Here is a 21,454-nt window from a genome sequence, read left to right as displayed (position 1 = left end):
ATTCGTATACTAACGAGTTATTTCCAGCCACCTTGATGGCTCCGAATACTTGCAGCGATTAGAAATTGAGCGAGATAGTATGAAATCATTACACCTAAGCCGGCCCATGACACGGGCTCTATAACCATATTCCAGGCAAGTAAGGAATCCGAAAAGACAAAACTAAATGCTCCTATAGAAGCTAACCAGTTTCTGCTAACAATTGCTGTCCAAAGCATGACAGAAATAACTAGCACATAAACTACGATTGGCACCCATAGCTGTTCGTTGTGTTGGAGACGAAGTCCCTCTCCAAGCCGTTCTAAAAGCCAGTATTCGTAAATAACAAGAGGGATCATATAAAAACAGTGATAGAAGGCAAACCTTTGGCGCGATAAAAATGCCGATATATACAGCAAATGAGCAATCAGAAAACTGCCTAACCCCCACAAGAACCACTGGTTTCCTGGCATCAACAAAAAGCAGTCTCCGGCTGCAGATGCCAATAATCCAGCAACGATCAAATTCCGATACGAACGACTGGCCTTATCCGACAATGCGGCATAGCAAATAATGAATAAGACCGTGCCTGGCTTCAGTATCCATTTCAAGATTGAGAAATCGCTTTCATAAACAAGCAGGTAGCCCAAACCTGATAGGATCATGGCAGCAACTATCCATTTTTTCAACATTGCAATCCCCCTTATTATGCCCTGTTTTGTCCTTTCTCTTAACGTATTTGCACTTAAGCTCCTTTATCCCATATATCCTTTTCTTTTGAAAAAACAAAAGAGAACCCCGATTACTCAGGGTCCTCCTTGCTTCTATGATTTAAAAAATCAAACTTCGCTTTCTAACCCTCGTGCCGCCCGCTCTTCGCGTTCCCGCAGCTCAACTCTGCGGATTTTACCCGTATTCGTCTTCGGAAGGTCAGAAATAAATTCAATTTTACGCGGATATTTGTAAGGGGCTGTCCAGGTTTTGACATGGGCTTGCAGTTCCTTCACCAGCTCCAGTGAGCCGGTTATGCCTTCTTTTAGAACAACAAATGCTTTAACGATATGACCGCGTAGCTCATCTGGACTAGCGACTGCCGCGCACTCCTTGACAGCATCATGCTTCATAAGTGCTTCTTCAACTTCAAAAGGACCAATCGTATATCCCGAACTGATGATAATGTCATCACCGCGGCCCTCAAACCAGAAGTAACCGTCTTCGTCCTTGCTGGCACGGTCACCGGTTCTGAAATACTGACCATGGACATTCATTTCTTTTCTGCCCGGATCCATGTAATAAGCTTTAAACAACGCCGGCATATCCAGATGAACCGCAATATCGCCGACCTGTCCTGGAGGTACCGGGTTGCCATCCTCGTCAATGACTTCGGCAACCCCTGGAGAAATCGCTTTGCCCATCGATCCGAGACGTACCGGAGTATCCTTTAGATTACCGATCAAAAGGGTGCTCTCCGTTTGCCCGTAACCGTCGCGAATCGTAATATCAAACACACGTTGGAACTTGTTGATGACTTCCTGATTTAGCGGTTCCCCTGCAGAAGCGGCGCTCCGTAAACTGGATAAATTATACTTCTCAAGCCCTTCTGTCTTGGACATGATACGGTATTCAGTTGGTGTGCAGCACATAACCTCTATTTTATACTCTTCAATCAGTTTCAAATAAACGTCCGGATGGAATGTGCCGTGATAAACGAAACCTGTTGAACCATTTCCCAGTACGGAAAGGAACGGACTCCAGATCCATTTTTGCCAGCCTGGTGCGGCAGTTGCCCACACCATGTCCGTATCGCGAATGTCCAGCCATGGTGTGGCGATACGAAGATGCGCATAGCCCCATCCATGACTATGGACGACCCCTTTTGGATTGCCAGTCGTTCCGGAGGTATAGGCTAAGATAGCCATATCATCACGATGCGTCGTTACCGTCTGGAATGTGTCTGGTTGACCTTCCATCAAACTTTCCAGCTCAAGCCAACCCGCAGGTGTCCCTTCCTTGCCGCCGGATACCGCGAACCGGAAATTCAAAGCAGGCAAATCCTCGCCGATTTTATCCACTTCCGCTGTAACCTCGTACCAAGCAATAACAGCACGGGCACCGGAATGGCGAAGCCGATATTCTAAATCCTTGGCGCGCAACATTTCTGATGACGGAATAATGGTAATGCCTTGCTTCAAGCAAGCCAAATATATCGCGTAGGCCATGATACGCCGTGGCATCATCACTAGTACACGGTCCCCTTTATTAAAACCGAGCTTGGACATACCGTTGGCTAGTCGATTAGCCTTTGCCAGAAGCTCGCCGTATGTTATTTCCTCATAATCGCCATGCTCGCTTAACCATTTCAAAGCTGTCTTATTCGGGTTATGATGCTCCATTTCCTCGGTAAGGTTGTAGTGTTCTGGAGCCGTCCATTGCTGATAGTTCAACTTGATCTATCTCCTTTAAAATTTATTGCAAGTCCATTAATTCATTCATTATACCACGTTATAGTACCAGGTTCTAAAACATTAAGTACAAATATGTAACAATCATATATTAATTTGTGTGAAAATAACAAAAAGCCGCATATATTGCGGCTTTTACGAGCTTTCTTCGTCATAAATAAATAGTTCTTCGATGGACATATTAAAATATCTGGCGATTTTAAAAGCAAGGATAATGGAGGGGTTATACCTGCCATTCTCGAGGGAACCGATCGTTTGTCTTGAAACTTCCAATTGGGTTGCAAGCTCTTCTTGGGTTACCCCTCTTTGCTTCCGAATTTCCTCAAGTCTGTTCTTCAAATGATCACCCCTTTATGGAAAGCCTACTTTCCGTGATGATCATATCATTCCAAAGTGGAAGTGTAAAGTATCCTTTCCAATGTAAGGTCTACTGCTCTTTCACTATCATCTTGTACCATTCAAGCAGTTGCTTGCTCGGTCCCTCCCAGCTTTGAATGCGGGCAAATTCCCTGGCCTGCTCGCCGGCACGCTGCAGCAGTGCTTCATCAAGCAAAGGCAGCAGCGCTTCCATTAGTCCTTTACGAATATCAGGATCATATAGAAAACCCGTATTACCGTGAACGACTTGCTCCCTGCTTAGCTCACTTGAAGGAGCTACGACGGGAAGCCCAGATGCCATCGCCTCCAGTAGTACTAGTCCCACTGTTTCATTTACCGAGGGAAGAACAAAGATGTCGCTTGATGCAAACGCCTGAGCTAGCTTTATTCCATGGAGGAGCCCGGTAAAAACGGTTCCCGTCCCTGCAAAATAATTTTCCAGCTGTGGTTTATGAGGTCCATCCCCCACGATTGCCAGCCGAAATTTTTTTGAGGCAATTAACGCACTGCGCAGCCGCTCGATTTGTTTCTCGGCCGTTAATCTCCCCACATATAAAAGAACCCTTTTATCCGTCTCTCCCTCTGAAAGTAAATGGCGCATCTCTTCATTACGCCGGCGAGGGTGAAAAAGCTCGATATTTACGCCGCGTTCCCATATTTGAACGTTCCTGAGATACTGCTGCGTAAGGTGCTTCATCATGGAGCGAGAGGTACATAAATTAAGCTCCGCTTTATTATGAAGTAAACGTAAATAGGACCAAACCATTGGCTTCAACCAAGGCACTTTATAGAAATCAGCCAACTTTGGAATATGTGTATGGTAAGAAGCGACAAGCGGGTAACGTCGTGTAAGCCAGAATGCTGCAGTTCCAAGGAGTCCTGGATTCACGATGTGAACGATATCAGGTTTAAATTTACGAAGCCTTTTCCCTAATGGTGATCCAGGCAAGGACAAAGGAAAATTTAAGCACAGACAAAAACGAAACGAGGATATTCCATATACCTTAGCCCCTTCAAAATCACTCACCGCTTGATCTGGGGCAATTACGATTATCTCGTGGCCTTGCCGGGTCAATGAGCGAATGCTTTCCGAAAGCCGGGTAGCCAGGCCGTTAGTCGATGGATAGAACGTGTCGGTGACGAAAGCTATTTTCATTAGCTCAAGTCCCCCTTTTTTCTCATTTGCATCATATGAACCTCCTTAATAACCCCCGCGATATATGAGATTACGATATCACCTGATTATTAAGGCGGCATAAAATGGAAAAACGTTTCGTGGTACAATAAAGGCTGTACTAAAACTTTGGAGGAATTTACCTATGGAACAATTTGATCATCTATTGGAAAAGTACGCGGAGCTGGTCATAAAAGTCGGCATCAACATTCAGCCCGGGCAGTCGCTGATGCTTACCGCGCCGCTTGAAACTGCGGAATTGACCCGTTTGCTTGTGGCCAAAGCTTACGAGGCGGGCGCAAAATATGTTCACGTCGACTGGGACGATGAACAAATTACACGAATCCGCTATGAGAAAGCATCCGATGAGTCGCTGGCCTATTATCCAAAATGGCTGGCGGACATGTCTGAGCAGCTTGGTGAGGAAGGCGGAGCATTCCTCAGAATTAAGGTTCCTGATCCGGAGCTTCTGCGCGGGATCCCTTCCGAGAAGGTTTCTAAGGCCGTAAAGGCGGCAGCCAAGGCACGCGAAAAGCATAGTGCCCAGTCCCGGAACAATAAAATCAGCTGGTCACTAATCAAGGCTCCCACAAAAGCCTGGGCCGATAAGGTGTTCGCCGACCTTCCTGCGGAACAGCGCATCGGCGCAATGTGGGAGGCTATTTTCCAAATGAACCGAGTCTTTAGCAATGATCCGGTAGCTGCTTGGAAGGAGCATATTGCAACGCTGAAGGAAAAACAAGATTATATGAATGCTAAAAGATACAAGAGCTTTCATTACCGGGCGCCAGGAACCGACCTGCACCTGGAGATGCCGGAAGGCTACCTATGGCTTGGCGGCGGCGATTACAACCAGTCCGGTGTTTATTTTGTCGCCAATATGCCGACTGAAGAAATCTATACCATGCCGCTTCGCACTGGAGTAAACGGCACCGTTACAAGTACGATGCCCCTCAATTTGAACGGCCAACTCGTTGAAGGTTTGCAGCTCACGTTTAAGGATGGAAAAGTGGTTTCCTATGAAGCAAAATCGGGTCGTGAGCATTTAACCACCCTTCTAGCAACTGATGAAGGCGCGTCTTATTTAGGAGAAGTCGCCCTAGTACCTCACAGCTCGCCAATTTCACAATTGAACCGAATTTTTTATAATACCGGCATTGACGAGAATGCCTCCTGTCACCTGGCTTTGGGAAGTGCCTATCCGGTAAATATCGAAGGCGGAACCAAGCTGAGCAAAGAAGAACTCTTAGCAAGAGGTGTCAATGTCAGCCTAACGCATGTCGATTTCATGGTTGGGTCAGCTGAACTCGATATTGACGGCGAGCTTCCGGACGGTACCATCGAGCCCGTTTTCCGCAAAGGAAACTGGGTCTAATCCTTAGGTGCTCTTTCCCTTCTGAACAAGAAAGGCCAACATCTTCAACATATGAAGACGTTGGCCTTTCTCTTTTTATTCCCTTACGCACCCCTGTTCCATTTCTGCAGCAAATAAGGTGCATATTTCTCAGCTACCTCACGATTTAAGCTGAAATAAATAAAGGTTCCCACTTTCCGGAATACGAGCAGACCGCTTTCCGTCAGCTGCTTCAAATGGTGGGATAATGTCGAATTCCCTACGGACTTCAATTTTTCTCCCAGCGCAGTGCAGCATTGATCCGGCTCGCTTGCCAGCATAAGCGCAATGCTCAACCGCGTAGGCTCTCCCAGCGCTTTATACACTTTTACAGCTTGAAATGTTTCATGGCAGTTATCCATCCGTAGTACCCCCTTAGGCTATCGATCTATTTCTAAATTTTTGAAAAATACTACCTTATTCTTTGCGATATGTAAATAGTTATTTTCATCGTATAGAACACATGTTCCATTTTATCATGATTATGCTATCTATGAAACTATAAAAAGACCCTGTGATCTCATCACAGAGTCTGCAAGTCTGCATACTATTCTTACATGCCTGTATAAATTCGAATCGCATCTCTCAGAAACTCGGCGGTTCCCGGCTGCTGCTCATCGTAATACGCTTTGAATCTTTCATCAGCAACATACATTTGCGCGATCCCAGCATGCGCTTCTTTATTGTATTCGCCCCAGTAATAGGTCAACCATTGTTTATGCAAATCCGCCGCTTTTTGTGCCAGGCCACTGGCGGGGTCTCCGGTCTGGTAAGCTTTCGCCAAGGTTTCTTTGATCTCTTCAGAGAGTCGGGTAACCTCCTGATATTGTTCCTGAGTCATATTTTTCAGCCTTTCATTTGATCGGTTCACGGTCTCATTTCCGTATTTGCTGCGAATTTCTTCTCCGTATTTTTTCTCGTTATCCTCGATCAATTGCTGTTTGAAACCTTCAAATTTTTCCGAATCAGTCATTGTTATTCTCCTTTCATGATGTGCGATCGTCCTCTCCACATTGGCAATGAGCACATCAAGCTGCTTTCTCTTGTCAAGGAGCTGTTCACGGTGTTCATGAAGAGCCCGGGCCGCATCGAAGCTAGGATTTTGCATGATCGTCTTGATATGGTCCAGACTGAGACCAAGCTCTCTGTAAAACAATATTTGCTGCAGTCGATCCACTTCGTTTTGTCCGTAAATTCGATATCCCGAAGAGCTGATTCTTGCCGGCTTAAGAACACCAATCTCATCGTAATACCGAAGCGTTCTAGTGCTCACGCCTGCCAATCGGCCGAGCTTCTGAACAGTGTATTCCATGCGTTCACCTCCTGACATCTTCACTGTACACGTTAACGTAGCGTAAAGGTCAACACTTTTTATGATGCCACACAAATAAACCGTTTCGTGGCCTGGCATAGGCTTGCCGAAACGGTTTATTGTCTGCTGCCTGCGGCAGTTATTGACGGTCGGCCAAACCTTGTTTGGCCAGCCGGATCATCTCGCGCACCATCGATCCCCCAATGACACCGCCGATTTTACCAGCCTTCTCGGAGGTCAAATCCCCATTGTCGCCATGTTTTAGCGGAATCCCAATAGCCTCGGCAACCTCGTATTTCACATCATCGGGATGCTGGGGATCGACACGATAGCCCTCACGACGCATCACGTCGGCCTTAAAATTCCGAAAATCTGGTGTTGCCTGTGCTACGATATGACGGTTGCTTTTTCTTTTTGCCATAAACTTCTCTCCTTGTCCACCCTTAGTTCTTCCGTAATTTCCCCCAATTTGTGTCTTCTAATACTTGGCGGATTCAGGGTTATTAAAAATGGATTGTTCAGCATCAAATATTTATTCATGTATCTGGAAATAGTATGTTCGTTAGCATATTTTTCATGAGGAGGAAACTACGGTGAAAGAGAAAATCAGCGGAAGCCAGCTGGCGGCCATCATTATCCTATTTCAAATCGGCAGCTCCTCCTTATTTCTGCTGGCAAGTGAGGCTAAACATGATGCCTGGATATCCGTCGCAATTGCCATGCTGCTTGGAATGGCTCTGATCGTATTCGTCACGCTGCCTATACAAAAAAGGGCGCCTCACTCCAATCTTATTGAGATTCTCAGGGAATACTTTGGAAAATATTTGGGATTTGTTATCGGTTTTGCCTATCTCGTCTATTTCATTTACAAATCAGTACGAAATGTTCGCGAATTTGGCGATTTGGTAATTCTCTACATGCTGCCAGGAACCCCCTTAAATGTCATCATGATCGTTCTTTTGATGGTTGGGGCCTATGCCATCTACCATGGCATCGAAGTTTTTTTTCGGGTAGGGCAGCTGGTCCTTCCTTGGCTGGTGTTTATCTATGTTTTGTTATTCGGTCTGATGGCGATGTCGGGATTGATCGATTTTAAGCGGCTCCTCCCTATGCTTGAACATGGCTGGAAACCGGTTTGGGACGCTGCGTTTCCGGAAGTCATTTCTTTTCCCTTTGGAGAGATGATTGTCTGCCTCATGTTTTGGAAGCATGTTGTGAAGTTTGAAAAGGTAAAAAAATACACGCTCCTTTCCTATACTTTTTCTGGAATATTTATCACCATTACGAATTTACTGACAGTTGCAGTTCTCGGCGACTTGTCGGGGGCTTACGTTGTACCGTTTATGTTCGGTACAAGCCTCATTGAGATCGGCGGTTTTCTGGAAAGAATGGACCCCCTCGTCAGTTTGCTGCTGTTCGGCGGAGTATTTTTCAAACAAGCGACTTACTATTTAGCGGCAGTCTTGGTCGCAGCCGAGCTATTTAAAGTCAAACACCGAATTACCATCATTCCTGTAGGTATCGCGATTTTTATCGGAGCAAGATTATTCAGAAGCTACTTGGAGCAAGTACGCTTCGGATTTCAACAAAATCTGAAGTACCATTTTCCGGTGTTTCAGATCATTATCCCCATCATTATTTTGCTTGTAGTGCTTATTACAGATTGGATAAAGCGAAAGGCGAACCATTCTGACCCAATCGATGACCAAAACCTATAGGTCTGGAGGGAATGCAATGCGAAACAAACACGACAAACCACAAGTGACCCCCATTTCATCTTGCCTGGAAGACAATTTGAATCAGCTTCAACAGGCTGCCAAGAAACGTTCGGATGTGACGCTCCGCTTGTTCAGCGATCCTCAGACTGACGAAAAGCAGCTCGCTTTAATTTACATCGATGGGCTGGTTGATCTTTCGAAGGTCAACGAAGCGCTCATTCAACCTTTGATGAGAACGATTTCCAGTGACCACAAAGATTCGGCAGAACGGTTCGTCGAAGTTCAAAACTGTGCCAATGCTGCTGGAGCAACCATGATTCTTGAAGATATGGAATCGGTGTGGAAGCGAATGTTGCTGGGAGATACCATCCTTATTCTGGATAATAGCCGCAAAGCAATCTCGGCAAGCACCTTTGGTGGTGAGTTCAGGAGCATTCAGGAACCGACGACGCAAAACGTCATCCGTGGTCCTAAAGAGGCTTTTACGGAGAGTCTTGGCACCAACATCTCTTTAATTACCCGCAGGCTAAAATCACAGCACCTTCGCGTGGAAAATAGAGTAATCGGAACGCAGACGCAAACCAACGTCTCCCTGCTCTATCTCGAAGGAATTGCCGATCAGGGAGTCGTGGAGGAAATACTTAAACGTCTTGACGAAATCAAGACGGACAGCATATTGGAGAGCGGATACATTGAGGAACTGATCACAGATGCGGCCTTAAGTCCATTCCCCACCATCCAAAACACGGAGCGGCCAGACATGGCGACTGCGGGGCTATTGGAAGGAGAAGTTGTGATTATTGTAGAAGGTTCCCCATTTGTGCTGCTTGCGCCTATTACCTTTTTTACCTTTTTTGATTCGAGCGAGGACTATTATCAACGGTTTTATATCGCATCGTTTTGGCGATTTCTTCGGTATGGCGCCTTTTTCGTATCCCTGCTGCTGCCGGCGCTGTACATTGCGGTTACGACCTTCCACCAGGAAATGATACCTACTACCCTGCTAGTCAGCTTAGTGGCGCAAAGAGAAGGTGTGCCTTTGCCCGCTTTAATTGAGGCACTGCTGATGGAAATTACTTTTGAGGTGCTGCGTGAAGCGGGAATCCGAATGCCAAAAGCCATCGGAGCAGCGATTTCCATTGTCGGGGCTCTCGTTCTCGGACAAGCGGCAGTGCAAGCCGGACTTATCTCCGCCGCCATGGTTATCGTTGTATCGTTTACGGCGATATCCAATTTCGTGATTCCGTCGAACAACATCTCAGTCACGATCGGATTAATCCGGTTTGCGTTGATGATCATGGGAGGTACCCTAGGATTATACGGTGTTATGGCAGGTCTGATGCTGCTAAGTATTCATCTGGCTTCTTTACGCTCGTTCGGGGTTCCGTATCTTATGCCTATAGCTCCACTCGTATGGCAAAATTTAAAGGATGTAGTCGTTCGCGTACCATTGTGGTCGATGAATACCCGACCTGATGGCATTGCGAATCGCAATATCATACGACAGAAAAAATATTTGAAACCGAATCCTCCTGAACCCAATCAAGGAAAGGAATGAACATAGTGGGAAAAAAACTTTGGCGCATCTCCCTCATCTCTCTCATGTGCATTTGTCTAACCGGGTGCTGGAGTCGCAAGGAACTTACCGATTTGGCGATTGTCTCGGCAACCGGAATCAATTGGAAAGATAATCGATGGGAGCTTACTTATCAACTCGTTACCCCTGCTGAGGCCGCTTCTGGAGCTACAGGCAGCAGTTCAGGCTCGGGTCCGCCCATCAGCGTTATTTCCGTTCAGGCGAAATCGCTTAGGGAAGCTTTAGCAAAAAATGACTTTGAAAACACCAGAAAACTTCATTTGGGGAATAACCGCGTCGTCGTTTTTAGCGAAAATGCTGCAAGACATGGGATCAATAATTTAATGGATGCGTATTTGAGGAATCCGCAGTCCCGAGAAACGATCAATATGTTTATTACGAGAGATGACCCTCGAACGATCGTTTCTCAACTGATGTATCTTGAGAAAAATACTGGAGAAGGCATTCATAAATTGATCGAGAAAGAAACGAAAAGTCTCTCCACGTTGCCGAAAGTGAACGTGTTTAACATGGCGATCATGTTGGCAGGTCCGGCAAAATGTGCTATAGCTCCGGAAATTGTGCTTGCCGGAAAAGGCGAGGCCGCTTCCAAGCAACAGCTTGAATCTACCACAACGCTCTCCAAGCTGAAGCTTGGAGAACTTGCCATCCTCAAGGCCGGGAAATTGAAGGGTTGGTTGACTCAGGATGAAGCGCTCGGTATTGCTTTTATCCGGAACAAGCTGAAGGCAACCACCTTTTCCTTTGACTGCCCGGAGGAAAGAACAAAAGCAAAATCGACTTTTGAGGTGACTGCATCCACTACAAAACTGAAGCTTCATCGTCAGGATGATCAATACGTGGTGACCGCAAAAATTAAAGTCAAAGGTACCATCACAGAAAGCTCCTGTGAACTGGATGCCACAAGTGCGGAATTGATCAGCAAAGTGGAGAAGGAAATCGAAGACGAGATCATGAATTATATTCAGAAAGGCTGGAACGCTGTGCGCGGAATGAAGGCGGATGTTTTGGAATTCGCAGACATGTTTCACCGCAAGTATCCGGCTGAATGGGAAAAAGAAAAAGACAACTGGGAATCCGTCTTTTCCGAAAAAATTGAATTCAAGCCAACTCTTAAGGTTACGGTAGAACGTGTGGGATTAACTAACCATTCGTTCCAAGAAACCATAAAGGAATAAATAAACGGCGCACGATAATATAGTGACAATTATCATAGTCTGGTATACTGATAGAAAACATAATTTAAGCTGATAATATTTATTTATCGTGATTACTACACATAGAAAAGAAGGCTCTGAAATGAATTTGGATCACTATTCACCCATGATCAGCAAACCACTAAAAGCTTCATTGAAGCCAGCTCAGGAGATCGCCGTCATACTGTTTTCGGCACTCCTCCTAGCACTAGGGCTCAACTTGTTTCTCATTCCCCATAAACTATTATCCGGCGGTGTTACGGGGGTCGCTTCCATTATCGGGTACATGACTGGATGGAACATCTCTATCCTCTATTTTCTGATGAATGTTCCATTAATCATTTGGGGGTGGAAAGCCGTCGGCCGGCGATACATTGTATATAGCTGCATTTCTGTTGTCAGCACGACTTGGTTTATGTCGACCATTCCGGTCATCCAGGTCACGAAGGATCCGATTTTGGGCGCCGTGTTCGGCGGCATTATTTCGGCTGCCGGGATCGGCTTTTCTTTACGCGTCGGCGGCTCCACCGGCGGTTTTGATATTGTTGGCTCAATCGTGACCCGCCGAAGAGACGTAGCGATGGGCAACATTTTATTCATTCTAAACGGTATTGTTATTCTCATGCTGGGCTTCTTCAAGAGCTGGGATCTTGCCCTGTACTCTATGTTGTCTACTTATGTAAAGGGAAAAGTAGTGGATATGATCCATGTCGGACATATCAAGGTTACCTGCTTCATCATTACGAAGAAAAAAGAGCAAATGCTCTGCCAGCTTCGCAAGCTGCATCACGGCATTACCTGCATCCACTCCGAGGGCGGATACAGCGAGCAGGAGAATTACACAATTATGACGGTCACGACCCGTTATGAGCTTGCTGCGGTTCGTAAAGCGGTAAGAGATACCGATCCGCAGGCGTTTATGAACGTCGTTCAGTCTACGGAGATTCTCGGGCGGTTCGCACGGCCGGTGAAATAAACATGCTACTTCTGGAAGCAAAATCAAAGGCTGCCCAAGGTCTTCATGACCTGGGCAGCCTTCTCTTATTAATCGTCATTCTTTTCCTAAGAGCCTGCACCTCTATAACGCTTCACGCCATGGTTCCATGCGATTAAGCCGATTGTGAGAAATACACCGCCAACCACCGGGGTCAGGAATGCCATCGTTCGCATCTCCTCCCGCTCTAGAAATAGCGAAGCCGGGTAGACGCCGACAAAAGCGAACGGTAGTATCCAGGTTAACAGCACCTGTATCGCCCGGTTATAAATGGTGACGGGATATCGACCGTATCCCTGGACATTGTACATCAGCGGCAAAATACCGGTAGGCGCATCCGAATAAAAAGATAGCGAAGTGAGCGCTGTATAAATTCCCGTGTAAATGGCGACCGCGCTGATCGTGAAGATGATAAAGGCCGGAATGGTCCACCATTCCATAGCCAGCCCGAGTTGTCCCCCACTAATGCCCATGATGATGACACCGATTACTGATCCAACCAACGCTGGTGGGTCTACATTTTCCAAAAAAATTTGGAACAGATGATGTGCCGGTCGGGTCATAATCCGGTCCATCTCCCCTTTGACAATATAACGCTCACTAAATCCCCATAGGTTCACAAAACAGCTAAATACTCCAAATGGGACCATAAAAAAGCCGTATACGAAGACCACTTCGCTTTCGTTCCACCCGCCTAAGCTGTCTGTATGCATAAATATGACAAAGATAAAGATCAGGTTTGTTGCCTGAAACAGCAGGTCCGAGATGACCTCTACCCAGAAGTCCGCACGGTAGGTCAATCTGGTCTTCATATAGTTTTTTAAATATTCACCGATCAATCCTAAATAGTACATGCTCTCACCCCCCCTGAACAAACAGCCGCTGCCGGGAAGCCCGGTACAGCCAAATCATCGGAAGTAATAACAGCATAAACCATAACACCTGAATCCCGAGCACGCTCCATATGGAAGTACCTTGAACCCGCCCAGTAAATACGGAGCCTGGCAAATAGGTGATAGCTTGAAACGGCAGGTATGACATGATATTGCTCAGCCATGAAGGGAATAAACTGATTGGGATAATCAGACCCGAGAACAGATCGACAACGACGCGTTTCATCCGCATAAAGCCTTCATTGTTTTCCACAAAAAATGACGTAAGCCCAGTTATCACATTCAACTGAGAGTTAATTAGGAAGCTAAACACCAGCATGATGAGAAAACCCGCCCAAGCGCCCAGTGAACTCGGCAATTGAACCGGAAAGAGCAGCATTGAAATCGCCATACCAGGAATCATCAGCATCAGGAAGCGGAACATCCCTTCCCCTAAGCCTTGCATCATTTTAACGATTACGTAATTATAAGGGCGGATAAACTGAATGGCGATGCTGCCGTCGCGAATGTCCGTCGAAATCTCACGGTCCAAGTTATTGAAGTAGAAAGCCCGAGCCATCCAGGACACCGCGACATATGTTGTCATTTGCGTAGCCGTAAAACCGCCAAGCTCCCCTCCCCCGCCATAAATCGCTTTCCATGTGAAGTAATACACCCCAATATTCAGCGTGTAAATCAGTATGCCGGAGTAATAGTTAATTCGATAAGCCAGCATCGTTAAAAATCGGATACGAATAAAGTCGAAATAAGCTCCAAATTGGCTAGACATGGACCACCGCACCTTCGCGGCTATGGGTCTCCCCATCCACCATCTTTTCAGCCGAACCCGACTGGTAAATGCTGCGAACGATATCGTCGGTGTTCGTTTCTATGATTTTTATGTCGGTGATATCCGTTTTCCCGACGACTTGTCCAAGCACCTCGGACACGCCAATGTCGAGCGGAATCCACACCTTGGCATTCAGATCATTCTCTGCTGTCCATACAACAGGCAAAGCCCCGGTCAGCGCATGCAGCCGTTCGAGCTTCGTCGCCGTTCCGAATTGGAACAGTACCTCTCTGCCGGTCCCCCAGCGGTTTTTCAGCTCTTCCAGCCCGCCGTCATAGATAATTTGTCCATCATCCAGCATAATAACGCGCGAACATAAGGCTTCGATATCCTGCAGGTCGTGTGTTGTTAGCAGAATCGTTGTCCCATATTCTCTGTTCATGTCTCTCAGAAAATCACGAATTTCCGACTTAACAACAATGTCCAGGCCGATCGTTGGTTCGTCCAGAAAAACAATTGAGGGATTGTGCAAGAGCGCAGCCACCAGCTCGCAGCGCATCCGCTGGCCCAGGCTGAGCTTCCGAACCGGGCGGTTCAGCAAATCCTGAAGCTGAAGCCGCTCTATTAGTTCGTCCAGCCGCTTCTTGTAGGCGGCCTGCGGCACGCGGTACACCTTGCGTAGCAGCTCAAATGACTCGATCACGCCGATGTCCCACCATAGCTGACTGCGCTGTCCGAATACGACGCCGATATGCTGCACGAACTTTTCACGCTCAGCATGTGGAACGAATCCAGCAACGGAAATATGCCCTGAGGTTGGAACTAATATGCCGGTGAGCATTTTAATGGTCGTGGATTTACCGGCTCCGTTCTCCCCAATATAGCCACATATCTCCCCTTGCGGAATTTGAAAGGTAATGTCTTTCACGGCGGCTACTTCGTTATACTCTCTTCTAAATAAATCAAGAAAGGCCCCTTTCAGGCCTTCGCGGTTTTTTTGCACTTTAAACGTCTTGCGCAAATCACGTACATCAATTGCAGCCATGTTGTACCCCACTTATCAGAATTTCAGTTCGCTAAAAATTATATAGTAACTTCCGTCAAAGCACCATACCCCTCAAAAACCATCTCTGACTAGATAACACCACCTTAGTATCCCCGAACCTTACTCCTTATCCACGAGCTCACTCAATATAAATCGAACCGTCCGGACTGTCAGAAGAAAATAAAGTATTTTCTTAGTGCTTAGGTTAAGATAAGTCCCCTGTTTAAGCACTACATGCTACCCGCGTACGTTCTTTAATAGGTAATTGGAAATGGAATATTATGAGGAGGACGTATCCCAAGCGAAGGCGCGGGAGCGTTCTTTTTATTAAACGGGCAGGTTGACGGAATACCGTCAAAAATTAAATACACAAAAAAATTGACTTCGAGTGTACTCGAAGCCGTAGACTATCTTCTAAAGGTCATGCATGAGCTTTAGACGCTGATTGGATATGTTCCGGTATATCGTACTTCTCTCCACATTCTGGGTTGTTGTTGACTGGATTCCAGGTATCATCTAATTGGCCAGCCAAGACACTTGCGTAGTAAGCCTTCTTCTCTTTTATGTGCTTTAATTGAAGGTTATATTCATGTATTTTCGCTTCTAGTTCTTTTTCTTGTTTTGCAATAAGCTCAGCCCTTTCAGGAATTGTCTCATCACCTTGCAAACACATGACAATGTAATGTTTGACCTCGGAAATAGGCAATCCAGAAATACGAAAGCAATGCACCATCCGCAACCAATCCAGATCATGATCAGAGAATAAGCGATTGTTTCTGTTATTCCTTGAACTAAAAGGAATTAATTGTTGATCATCATAGTATCGAATCGTATGTTTTGTAAGACCAGTTATTTCAGAAACATCTTTCACTGTATACTTAGGTTCATGTAATGACTGATTCAAAATATCTACCTCCTTACTATTGACTTCGAGTTACTCGAATACATTACGCTGTCATTGTACCAATGTTGTGAGCGCTCATCAACTGGTAATGGAATGCGAATAAACGCTTTAACTAAAGATAACAATTAGTTTGTCAAAATAATTTGAAAGAGGCTAGAGAATGCACGCAAAGTATAACAACCTGTTTGAATCCTTAACATTCAGAAATGGAATAACCCTTAGAAATCGTATCGTTATGGCACCTATGACCACTTGGGCTAGTAATGACGATTACACGGTTTCAGAAGATGAAGTGAAATATTATAGAAAAAGAGTGAATGGCATAGGTCTGGTTATAACCGGGTGTACACATGTCCAACCAAACGGTATAGGTTTTACAAATGAATTCGCAGCTTATGATGATAAATTTATTCCGAGCTTACGAAAATTGGCGGATGCGGCGAAAAGCGGTGGAGCTCCAGTGTTACTTCAGATTTTCCACGCAGGTAACAAAGCACTACCGGACTTAACACCAAATGGAGATGTCGTAAGTTCAAGCGCTGTAGAGACTGAAGCTACAGCATTTGCTCCGTCAGTATTACCTAGAGAGCTTTCACACGATGAAATATTGGAAGTGATACTTGCTTTTGGAGAAACAACCAGACGAGCTATTGAAGCTGGTTTTGATGGTGTTGAAGTTCATGGCGCACATGGGTTTTTAATCCAAAACTTCTTCTCTCCTTTCTACAACCGACGTGAGGATCAATGGGGGGGATCAATGGAAAATCGCTTGCGTTTTCCATTGGAAGTAGTTAAGGTAATTAAAAATACGATTAATAAACATGCAACAAAACCGTTTATTTTCGGATACAGAATTTCTCCTGAAGAACAAGGCGGTTATGGAATGGAAGAAGCCTATGAATTAATTGACCGTCTAGTTGAACAGGGTTTGGATTACATCCATGCTTCGCTCGATGATATATCTTCAAAACCGCGAGGCAGTGAAGATGGAAAAACGCGGCTTGAATTGATTTTGGAAAGAGTTAACGGCAGAGTTCCTGTTATGGCTGCTGGTTCTATGGTAACTCCGGATGAAGTTGCAACAGCATTAAATAAGGGTCTACCCTTAGCAGCGGTTGGTCATGCGTTAATCATGAATCCAGACTGGGTTAAAAAGGTTCAGAATGGAAAAGAAGATGAAATTGAGACAGTGATTAAGACTTCAAAAGTAAGTGAGCTTGAGCTTCCGGAGAAACTTTGGAATATAATCCAAGCTTCGGGTCAATGGTTTAAGATTAAAGAGGAATAACATCGTTATTGTTACTTCGTATTCAAATTGCTGTAATGTTGTAAGTATTGGAGTCCACTCGCCAAATAACGTTAGCTCAATAAATTGGCTTTTACCACTTTTGAGCAACATGCTAAAATACATTAGTACCAGTTAACCTCTGAGTCTAATGTGGAGCTTAGAAAGACTTCTATAAAGTATTTGTGGTAACTGGTACGATATTTAGAAGGAATTAGCCCCTAATAGGCGTATATATAATTGTGCAGTGACCTCTCAGGGAACAACCGCCCAGAAAAGGTTTGGAGCCGGCAGGACATCCTCCTGGACTTCTTTAACAGAAATGAGGCGCTCCATGTTTTTGGCGCTGCACCTTTGATGATTATTCAACCTGTCGAAATGACAGGTTTTTTTTGCATAGAAAAACAAAGAACTTAACAGAGAAAGCAGGAAATTGTTTCCTTCTGTCGAAAGAACTTAATAGAAGCCCTTTAAAGTTATTGAGGCGGATTCTCGACCTCTCAGTTTATTATGGGTAATGCACCGAATCTAAAACCTGACATGCTACATTGGGCCCATTGCGGAGCTCTTAAGAAAACCTGGTTAATCTGGTGCAAATGATTCGAATAGGTGATCATAAGTTGAATAATTTTATGCTTACGGATACGAGCATTATTGAAGACCAAGACAACTCAAGAGCTTTTTATCCCTTCTATGTTGGAATAGATATTGGTTCGGATTTCCATGTTGCTGCTTGCATTCCATTTGAAAAGTTCCGCAGTGAGAAGGAATGGAAACGCAGTAAAACAATGAAGTTTAACTCGGATAGCCAAGGGATTACAAAGTTTATCCATGCTTTAGAAGATATTCAAGCACAATTCGGGTATAAACCCCAGGATTTTTTTATATTACTGGAACAAACTGGTGGGCATTATTCATATTTAGTTGTTCGAGTTCTATTAGATCGAGGCTATTCAATATATCAGGTTGAAAATAAAGCTGTAAAGGATTTTCGTGAACGCCAGCTAGGACTTAATGAAAAATCCGATGAAATTGATGCTAGAATTATGGCCTATATGGGATGGCACAAAACCCTTCATCCTGATATGCGTTCGGTGCGAATAGTTCGTCCAGCAAGTGCAGAGCAGGTTTTATACCGCACATTAACTAGGGATCGCTGGTTACTTACTACTCAATTAACGAGACGTAAGAATCAAGTCCAGCAATTATTTTCTGTAACCAATCCTGAACTAAAACGAGCTTTTAAAAAAACAGGTGCGTTAAGTGTCCTCAAATTAGCTCTGAAGTATCCTACAGCGCAAGAAATGGCCAAGATAACTCAGGATGAACTTAGGCAAACTCTAATAACAATTGGTGCAAAAACTACTGCTACAAAAGCCTCTATGACCTTGGCAGAACTGTTACCCAACACATTAGCCTTGAACATTCCACACCTAGCTGAACGACAAACGTGGCTAATTGAAGAAGCTTTGCGTATAGATGAAGCGATAAAAAGCATGGATAAACAGATAGCTTCCCTGCTTTATGGTGATAAAGAAAAAGGATATAAACCTCATCCTTATACAAAGATACTTATGTCCTTCCCTATCATGAGTGAATCTATGGCCTGTACATTTATCGGCGCTATTGGTGATATTGAACGTTTCTCAACATATTTAGAGCTTAAAAAGTACCTTGGTGTAGCTGCGGAGAATAAAATCTCGGGCACATCCGTTTTTAAGAGTAGGCAGACATACGAGGGTGTTAGAGATACTCGTAGAGTTCTATTCTTAATGACTTTGCTACTAATATCTCCAAAAATAAGTGAAAATAGTTTTCGTGTTTACTATAAGCGATTAGTTGATCGAGGAATGGCGAAGAGAAAAGCAATAGGGCATGTATGCGGTAAGATTGCCCAAGTTTTATACTCATGCCTTAAAAACAATGAACCGTATGATCCTTTCAAACACGCGAGCAAAATGGGAGTAACCCTTGATGGCGACAAAGTAAGACTAAAGATCCCAGCTAATTTAGAAGATTACGAACGCCAAGCGGATGAGTTAGCAGATGACGATGTCTTATAAACGACAGTATCTTACACTGCCTTACACTAAACATAAATAGCCCATTGCCATGTAAAATTGGAATTAAGAAACTTCCAAATTACGGTGATGGGCTCATTTACATTTTTCTAAGCGCTACACTACATTAGACTGGAATTCTATATTCCACGCGGATTTTCGAGTTGCCGTATCGTCAGTCTCCAAAAAATTAGTTTTAGACTGACCCTTGAAATTGAAACAGCGACTGCCATGGACAAGAAAATAAAGTCCTGGACTGTCGCTGTTTTCATTGAACTAAAGTTTCTCTTTAGCTTAATGAAATTAATTAAATGTGATTCGGGTACATCATCTAAATTAATCGCTTAGACTATACTGCCGAAATGCGTTTCTTCGACTTCCGCTAGATCTATTCAGCGGATCTTCTCCATGGATTGTCAGAGAATTGGACCGGTCGGATGACTTTACACGGAACCCCAGCAGCGATAGAATTCGGTGGAATATCTTTAGTCACGACACTCCCTGCTCCGATGATGCTATTTTTACCAATGGTCACCCCTTGCGTAATCTTAACGTCTCCGCCTAGCCATACCTTGTCTTCCAAAATGATTGGCGCCGAATACACCCCTTTATCTGCACGTTCAAAAGGATCTTCCGCATGATTGGCCCCATATAATCCGGCTCTGGGACCAATATACACATCGTTGCCAATTTTCACTTCGTTACAATCGAGAATAATCATGTCATGGTTGATATAAACATCATTGCCAATGGAAATATTAAAGCCAAATTCACACCGAAAATTAGACTCAATGTATACGTTTTCTCCCACTTCAGCAAACAACTCTTTCAAGATGGACATGTCGTAATCATTATTGACATTGACTTTATGATTGTACTTCCGACATTCTGAAATCGTATGCGCTCTAAGTGCGGATACATCTGTCCCGGCATCATCATACATGTCACCGGAATTAATCATTTTCTTTATCTCTTCGATATTCATAAGCCCTCCTGGTCCCTGTGCGTTTCTGCACTTGAAGTAAACAATCCATCCATGCGAAACATGAAACTATCATTTTTATGTTTTACAAGATAAAATTATATCACCGTACTCTTGAAGATTAATGTATTTTCTTCTCTAATTATGTAACGATATTCCCAATCTGGAGGTTTCAAATTTGATCACAGACATCTTGCACCTTGACCATACGCTCTATGAAAAGATTCAACATGGACAAACCGATTTCCCCATTCAATTCTATGTTGATGAGCTATACAAATTTGAAAACCAAAAGTTTCCCCTGCACTGGCACTTCGAGCCGGAATTCTTCATCGCACAAGGCGGTCCCCTGAGAGTTCAAATCGGTAATCAATTCCTCGAATTGAATCCAGGAGACGGCATTTTTGTTAGCGGGAATACATTACATTCATTTGAACAGATCCATGAAAGCGACAGATGTAAATGTCCTAACATTGTGTTCTCAGCAGAGATGATTGCACCACTTACAAGCACCATCTATCAAAAGTATGTCCGGCCGATCCTTGCTAACGTGGACTTGCCTTATTTTGTTCTATATGCCGACGTCCATTGGCACAAAGAAATTTTAATTAAGCTCTCGTCTATCTTTGCCTTGTTACAACAATATGGCCTGGAAAGTCCCTTTGGTGATTTTCCCGATATACATCTGAATGCTGATCATCTGGAGGAAACTTGTTTCGAAATGCAAGTGCAGTGCAATTTGAATCAAATTTGGCAAAATATATACCAACATCTCGATCAAATCCCAAGAGTCACTCAAACCCAAAAGGATGTGCAGTACCAAGTACGATTGCAAAACATGCTGACTTTTATTCATCAAAATTATATGAATGAAGTATCACTGCAGGATATTTCGCATTCAGCCAACATCAGTAAAAGTGAAGCAGCCCGGTGCTTTCACTCTTTGTTGGGTTGTTCGCCCATTGAATACTTGCTACAGCATCGTGTGGAGGCTTCCAAACGCTTGTTAAGTTATACCATTCAAAATGTTCAAGAAATATCATTAGAGTGTGGTTTTAATTCACCAAGTTATTTTATTCAAGTATTCAAAAGGAAAGTGGGGATAACACCCAAAGAGTTCAGAGCTAATACCAATATTTTATATGACTGACAGATGGTTTTCACCTGCAAAGCAGCAATGTTCAACACGTCAAAGTTTGACGGCGACGATTAATCGGCAGTTCCTGCTCGATATTCGGTTTTACCTCGTTCTCGATAAAGTCGAGAAACTGCTCTGCTCCGGAAATGAAACTCAGTATATCTGATAACCATTC

The 21,454-nt window shown here is 44.4% G+C and carries 21 protein-coding genes; 9 read left to right on the top strand and 12 right to left on the bottom strand.

The features are described from left to right. Window positions 1–17: 17 nt before the first annotated feature. The 4 genes from ACFQ3W_RS20405 to ACFQ3W_RS20390 all read right to left on the bottom strand — a co-directional run bounded on the left by ACFQ3W_RS20405 (window position 18) and on the right by ACFQ3W_RS20390 (window position 3,975). The gene (locus ACFQ3W_RS20405; protein WP_379321078.1) at window positions 18–671 is read right to left on the bottom strand and encodes a lysoplasmalogenase; all 654 of its coding nucleotides are present in this window, start codon (window positions 669–671) and stop codon (window positions 18–20) included. Between the two features lie 147 nt (window positions 672–818). After that, the gene (locus tag ACFQ3W_RS20400; RefSeq protein ID WP_379321092.1) at window positions 819–2,372 is read right to left on the bottom strand and encodes an acyl-CoA synthetase; all 1,554 of its coding nucleotides are present in this window, start codon (window positions 2,370–2,372) and stop codon (window positions 819–821) included. A 204-nt stretch (window positions 2,373–2,576) separates the two neighbouring features. After that, on the bottom strand, window positions 2,577–2,780 hold the full coding sequence (locus ACFQ3W_RS20395; RefSeq protein WP_379321077.1) for a helix-turn-helix transcriptional regulator: 204 nt from the start codon (window positions 2,778–2,780) through the stop codon (window positions 2,577–2,579). 88 nt (window positions 2,781–2,868) lie between these two features. Further along, on the bottom strand, window positions 2,869–3,975 hold the full coding sequence (locus ACFQ3W_RS20390; protein WP_379321076.1) for a glycosyltransferase family 4 protein: 1,107 nt from the start codon (window positions 3,973–3,975) through the stop codon (window positions 2,869–2,871). Window positions 3,976–4,138: 163 nt separating this feature from the next. On the opposite strand from ACFQ3W_RS20390, the gene ACFQ3W_RS20385 reads away from it, so the two are divergent. After that, complete coding sequence (locus tag ACFQ3W_RS20385; RefSeq protein WP_379321075.1) at window positions 4,139–5,368, top strand: aminopeptidase; 1,230 nt, start codon at window positions 4,139–4,141, stop codon at window positions 5,366–5,368. 83 nt (window positions 5,369–5,451) lie between these two features. On the opposite strand, the gene ACFQ3W_RS20380 is transcribed toward ACFQ3W_RS20385, so the two are convergent. From ACFQ3W_RS20380 to ACFQ3W_RS20370, 3 genes are all read right to left on the bottom strand, one after another. Then, on the bottom strand, window positions 5,452–5,748 hold the full coding sequence (locus tag ACFQ3W_RS20380; protein WP_379321074.1) for an ArsR/SmtB family transcription factor: 297 nt from the start codon (window positions 5,746–5,748) through the stop codon (window positions 5,452–5,454). A 191-nt stretch (window positions 5,749–5,939) separates the two neighbouring features. Continuing rightward, window positions 5,940–6,698 (bottom strand): MerR family transcriptional regulator, encoded by a 759-nt coding sequence (locus ACFQ3W_RS20375; RefSeq protein WP_379321073.1) that lies wholly within the window; start codon window positions 6,696–6,698, stop codon window positions 5,940–5,942. Window positions 6,699–6,837: 139 nt separating this feature from the next. Then, entirely contained in the window at window positions 6,838–7,119 is a 282-nt protein-coding gene (locus ACFQ3W_RS20370) for an alpha/beta-type small acid-soluble spore protein (protein WP_379321072.1), read from the bottom strand. Between the two features lie 172 nt (window positions 7,120–7,291). Between ACFQ3W_RS20370 and ACFQ3W_RS20365 the strand changes: the two genes are divergently transcribed. The 4 genes from ACFQ3W_RS20365 (at window position 7,292) to ACFQ3W_RS20350 (ending at window position 12,185) form a co-directional block, all read left to right on the top strand. Then, window positions 7,292–8,416, top strand: coding sequence for a GerAB/ArcD/ProY family transporter (locus tag ACFQ3W_RS20365; protein ID WP_379321071.1), 1,125 nt, complete (start codon window positions 7,292–7,294; stop codon window positions 8,414–8,416). A 16-nt stretch (window positions 8,417–8,432) separates the two neighbouring features. Next, window positions 8,433–9,974, top strand: a complete 1,542-nt coding sequence (locus tag ACFQ3W_RS20360; RefSeq protein ID WP_379321070.1) for a spore germination protein — start codon at window positions 8,433–8,435, stop codon at window positions 9,972–9,974. A 5-nt stretch (window positions 9,975–9,979) separates the two neighbouring features. Then, window positions 9,980–11,191, top strand: a complete 1,212-nt coding sequence (locus ACFQ3W_RS20355) for a Ger(x)C family spore germination protein (RefSeq protein ID WP_379321069.1) — start codon at window positions 9,980–9,982, stop codon at window positions 11,189–11,191. A 121-nt stretch (window positions 11,192–11,312) separates the two neighbouring features. Next, window positions 11,313–12,185, top strand: a complete 873-nt coding sequence (locus ACFQ3W_RS20350; protein WP_379321068.1) for a YitT family protein — start codon at window positions 11,313–11,315, stop codon at window positions 12,183–12,185. Between the two features lie 86 nt (window positions 12,186–12,271). On the opposite strand, the gene ACFQ3W_RS20345 is transcribed toward ACFQ3W_RS20350, so the two are convergent. The 4 genes from ACFQ3W_RS20345 to ACFQ3W_RS20330 all read right to left on the bottom strand — a co-directional run bounded on the left by ACFQ3W_RS20345 (window position 12,272) and on the right by ACFQ3W_RS20330 (window position 15,814). Further along, window positions 12,272–13,057, bottom strand: coding sequence for an ABC transporter permease (locus tag ACFQ3W_RS20345; RefSeq protein WP_379321067.1), 786 nt, complete (start codon window positions 13,055–13,057; stop codon window positions 12,272–12,274). Window positions 13,058–13,061: 4 nt separating this feature from the next. After that, a complete protein-coding gene (locus ACFQ3W_RS20340) occupies window positions 13,062–13,865 on the bottom strand; it encodes an ABC transporter permease (protein WP_379321066.1) in 804 nt (267 codons plus the stop codon). Further along, the gene (locus ACFQ3W_RS20335) at window positions 13,858–14,910 is read right to left on the bottom strand and encodes an ABC transporter ATP-binding protein (protein ID WP_379321065.1); all 1,053 of its coding nucleotides are present in this window, start codon (window positions 14,908–14,910) and stop codon (window positions 13,858–13,860) included. The genes ACFQ3W_RS20340 and ACFQ3W_RS20335 overlap by 8 nt, the downstream gene beginning before the upstream one ends. 421 nt (window positions 14,911–15,331) lie before the next feature. Then, window positions 15,332–15,814, bottom strand: coding sequence for a MerR family transcriptional regulator (locus ACFQ3W_RS20330; RefSeq protein ID WP_379321064.1), 483 nt, complete (start codon window positions 15,812–15,814; stop codon window positions 15,332–15,334). 160 nt (window positions 15,815–15,974) lie between these two features. Here ACFQ3W_RS20330 and ACFQ3W_RS20325 point away from each other — a divergent pair, with 160 nt between their 5' ends. Together ACFQ3W_RS20325 and ACFQ3W_RS20320 are read left to right on the top strand one after the other, a co-directional pair. Then, window positions 15,975–17,102: an NADH-dependent flavin oxidoreductase gene (locus tag ACFQ3W_RS20325; RefSeq protein ID WP_379321063.1), complete on the top strand. Its 1,128-nt coding sequence runs from the start codon at window positions 15,975–15,977 to the stop codon at window positions 17,100–17,102. A 602-nt stretch (window positions 17,103–17,704) separates the two neighbouring features. Continuing rightward, window positions 17,705–19,162 carry an IS110 family transposase gene (locus ACFQ3W_RS20320; RefSeq protein WP_449290210.1) on the top strand — a complete coding sequence of 486 codons (1,458 nt, stop codon included), beginning with the start codon at window positions 17,705–17,707 and terminating at the stop codon, window positions 19,160–19,162. A gap of 385 nt (window positions 19,163–19,547) precedes the next feature. Here ACFQ3W_RS20320 and ACFQ3W_RS20315 read toward each other — a convergent pair whose 3' ends face one another. Then, window positions 19,548–20,144 (bottom strand): sugar O-acetyltransferase, encoded by a 597-nt coding sequence (locus ACFQ3W_RS20315; protein ID WP_379321061.1) that lies wholly within the window; start codon window positions 20,142–20,144, stop codon window positions 19,548–19,550. Window positions 20,145–20,319: 175 nt separating this feature from the next. On the opposite strand from ACFQ3W_RS20315, the gene ACFQ3W_RS20310 reads away from it, so the two are divergent. Together ACFQ3W_RS20310 and ACFQ3W_RS20305 are read left to right on the top strand one after the other, a co-directional pair. Further along, entirely contained in the window at window positions 20,320–21,291 is a 972-nt protein-coding gene (locus ACFQ3W_RS20310; RefSeq protein ID WP_379321060.1) for an AraC family transcriptional regulator, read from the top strand. Beyond that, window positions 21,284–21,445, top strand: a complete 162-nt coding sequence (locus tag ACFQ3W_RS20305) for a hypothetical protein (protein ID WP_379321059.1) — start codon at window positions 21,284–21,286, stop codon at window positions 21,443–21,445. Before ACFQ3W_RS20310 ends, ACFQ3W_RS20305 begins: the two co-directional genes overlap by 8 nt. Window positions 21,446–21,454 lie beyond the last annotated feature (9 nt).

Origin of the sequence: Paenibacillus puldeungensis (assembly GCF_042678945.1) — a bacterium.
Taxonomy (GTDB): domain Bacteria; phylum Bacillota; class Bacilli; order Paenibacillales; family Paenibacillaceae; genus Fontibacillus; species Fontibacillus puldeungensis.
This window is presented reverse-complemented; position numbering and strand designations above follow the sequence as displayed.

What these genes read in the sequence shown, in the direction of transcription:
- ACFQ3W_RS20405 (WP_379321078.1), bottom strand. Translation starts at nt 671, where the DNA reads ATGTTGAAAAAATGGATAGTTGCTGCCATGATCCTATCAGGTTTGGGC.
- ACFQ3W_RS20400 (WP_379321092.1), bottom strand. Translation starts at nt 2,372, where the DNA reads ATGGAGCATCATAACCCGAATAAGACAGCTTTGAAATGGTTAAGCGAG.
- ACFQ3W_RS20390 (WP_379321076.1), bottom strand. Translation starts at nt 3,975, where the DNA reads ATGAAAATAGCTTTCGTCACCGACACGTTCTATCCATCGACTAACGGC.
- ACFQ3W_RS20385 (WP_379321075.1), top strand. Translation starts at nt 4,139, where the DNA reads ATGGAACAATTTGATCATCTATTGGAAAAGTACGCGGAGCTGGTCATA.
- ACFQ3W_RS20380 (WP_379321074.1), bottom strand. Translation starts at nt 5,748, where the DNA reads ATGGATAACTGCCATGAAACATTTCAAGCTGTAAAAGTGTATAAAGCG.
- ACFQ3W_RS20375 (WP_379321073.1), bottom strand. Translation starts at nt 6,698, where the DNA reads ATGGAATACACTGTTCAGAAGCTCGGCCGATTGGCAGGCGTGAGCACT.
- ACFQ3W_RS20370 (WP_379321072.1), bottom strand. Translation starts at nt 7,119, where the DNA reads ATGGCAAAAAGAAAAAGCAACCGTCATATCGTAGCACAGGCAACACCA.
- ACFQ3W_RS20360 (WP_379321070.1), top strand. Translation starts at nt 8,433, where the DNA reads ATGCGAAACAAACACGACAAACCACAAGTGACCCCCATTTCATCTTGC.
- ACFQ3W_RS20350 (WP_379321068.1), top strand. Translation starts at nt 11,313, where the DNA reads ATGAATTTGGATCACTATTCACCCATGATCAGCAAACCACTAAAAGCT.
- ACFQ3W_RS20345 (WP_379321067.1), bottom strand. Translation starts at nt 13,057, where the DNA reads ATGTACTATTTAGGATTGATCGGTGAATATTTAAAAAACTATATGAAG.
- ACFQ3W_RS20340 (WP_379321066.1), bottom strand. Translation starts at nt 13,865, where the DNA reads ATGTCTAGCCAATTTGGAGCTTATTTCGACTTTATTCGTATCCGATTT.
- ACFQ3W_RS20335 (WP_379321065.1), bottom strand. Translation starts at nt 14,910, where the DNA reads ATGGCTGCAATTGATGTACGTGATTTGCGCAAGACGTTTAAAGTGCAA.
- ACFQ3W_RS20325 (WP_379321063.1), top strand. Translation starts at nt 15,975, where the DNA reads ATGCACGCAAAGTATAACAACCTGTTTGAATCCTTAACATTCAGAAAT.
- ACFQ3W_RS20315 (WP_379321061.1), bottom strand. Translation starts at nt 20,144, where the DNA reads ATGAATATCGAAGAGATAAAGAAAATGATTAATTCCGGTGACATGTAT.
- ACFQ3W_RS20305 (WP_379321059.1), top strand. Translation starts at nt 21,284, where the DNA reads ATGACTGACAGATGGTTTTCACCTGCAAAGCAGCAATGTTCAACACGT.